Annotated in this window: 3 protein-coding genes; 2 read left to right on the top strand and 1 reads right to left on the bottom strand. The window is 72.7% G+C overall.

The window, feature by feature from the left end; genetic code table 11:
• A partial coding sequence (locus D7V97_RS42990; RefSeq protein ID WP_120616265.1) for a hypothetical protein occupies positions 1–701 on the top strand: 701 nt, incomplete at its 5' end.
• Positions 698–898, top strand: a complete 201-nt coding sequence (locus tag D7V97_RS42985) for a hypothetical protein (RefSeq protein WP_120616264.1) — start codon at positions 698–700, stop codon at positions 896–898. The genes D7V97_RS42990 and D7V97_RS42985, both read left to right, overlap by 4 nt.
• Positions 899–905: 7 nt before the next feature.
• Here the strand turns inward: D7V97_RS42985 and D7V97_RS42980 are convergent.
• On the bottom strand, positions 906–1467 hold a 562-nt coding region (locus D7V97_RS42980; protein WP_120616263.1), incomplete at its 5' end, for a hypothetical protein.

Raw genomic sequence — 1467 nt, 5'->3', positions numbered from 1 at the left:
CGCCGCCCCTGCCCTCCTCCGGCGCGGACCGGGTGCAGCGGGTGTTCCCGCCGTTCCCCGGGGCCACGATGGTGCCCATGGGCCGGCTGGAGACGAACGGCAGCCCCATGGAGATGGGCTACTTCGAGACGGACCACCCGCCTGGCGAGGTGCTGGAGTTCTACGCCCGCGAGTTCCGCCTGCGGGGCCGCGACATCGTCACGCAGGAAGACGGCGCGGGCGGCGGCGCGGTGAACTACTACGACGCGAAGCTGGGCGCGCTGGTGTCCGTCACCACGATCCGTTCGGGCGGCGCCATGCCGCGCACGCTCGTCTTCCCCTCGCTCGTGGAGGCCCCCGAGGGCATCCACCTGCAGGGCACCGCGCCCGCCTCGCTGCCCCAGCCTCCCGGCGCGGTGACGGTGCTGCGCGTGGACGAGCGCGGCTCCGGGCCCACGGCGGGCAGCACCACGCTCACCCAGGTGGCGCACGGCACGCCCCAGATGCTCATGGCCTTCTACCGGGAGCAGCTTCCCGCGCGCGGCTACGCGGTCGTGGACAGTCGTTCGGCGCACGGCGTGGAGCTGCTCGAGTTCCAGCGCCCCGGGGAGCGGCTGTCGCTGTCGCTGTCGCCCGTCGACAAGGACGGCCTCCCGGAGTCCCTCATCACGCTCGTCATCGAGCGTGCCCCCCTTCCTCCTCCCCAGGAGTCGAACCGATGAACGGCTGGATGTCGCGTGGCTACCGGTGGATGCGGCGGCCCCGCTCGCGCGGTCAGGCCATGACGGAGTTCACGCTGCTGCTCATGGCGCTGCTCATCGGCACCGGGGCCATCAGCACGTTCGCGCCGGAGATGTTCGCGGCGCTCACCATCTACATCCGCGGCTTCTACTGCGTGCTGGGCTACCCCTTCGGCTGAAGCGGCCTCAGGGGCCCGGCAGGCGGGGCAGCGCGAGGGGAACGGACCCCAGCGAGGGACGGGCGCCCGCGCCGGAGCGGACCGCGGACCAGCTCGACTCGTTGTCGTGCAGGGACTCCACGCCGAACACGGGCACCTTCGCGGAAGTGACCACCGTCATCGTCTGGCCGGACTCCAGGCGGAAGGTCTGCTCGCGGGCCTTGCCCGCGAAGGGGCCGGCTCGCAGCTCGGTGTCGCGCTGGCGCACGGGCACGCCGCGCAGCGCGGAGTGGTCCGCGAGGAGGTCCACGGGGATGGAGATGGGGGTGTTGGACGGCATGGAGATGGCCAGCCGCTCCACCAGGGGGCGCGCGGTGCCGGCGCGGGAGATCCAGACGATGATGAGGACGCGGGGCGACGTCTGGTAGTCCAGCTCCACCTGGAACAGCGTGTCGTGCTCGCGGGGCGTCTCGCCCACCACGGCGGCCCGCACCGGGAAGGTCCCCTGCTTCGAGCGGAAGGTGTACTCCACCCACGTGCCCACGACGGGCTGGAGCTGGCCGTAGAGCAGCGGGGGCGGCACCAGGGCG

Source organism: Corallococcus sp. CA053C (genome assembly GCF_003611675.1).
Taxonomy (GTDB): Bacteria; Myxococcota; Myxococcia; order Myxococcales; family Myxococcaceae; genus Corallococcus.
Note: the sequence above shows the minus strand (reverse complement) of the source record. Positions and strands in the feature narration are given on the sequence as shown.

Coding starts and splice junctions, on each gene's coding strand:
- D7V97_RS42985 (WP_120616264.1), top strand. CDS start 698: ATGAACGGCTGGATGTCGCGTGGCTACCGGTGGATGCGGCGGCCCCGC.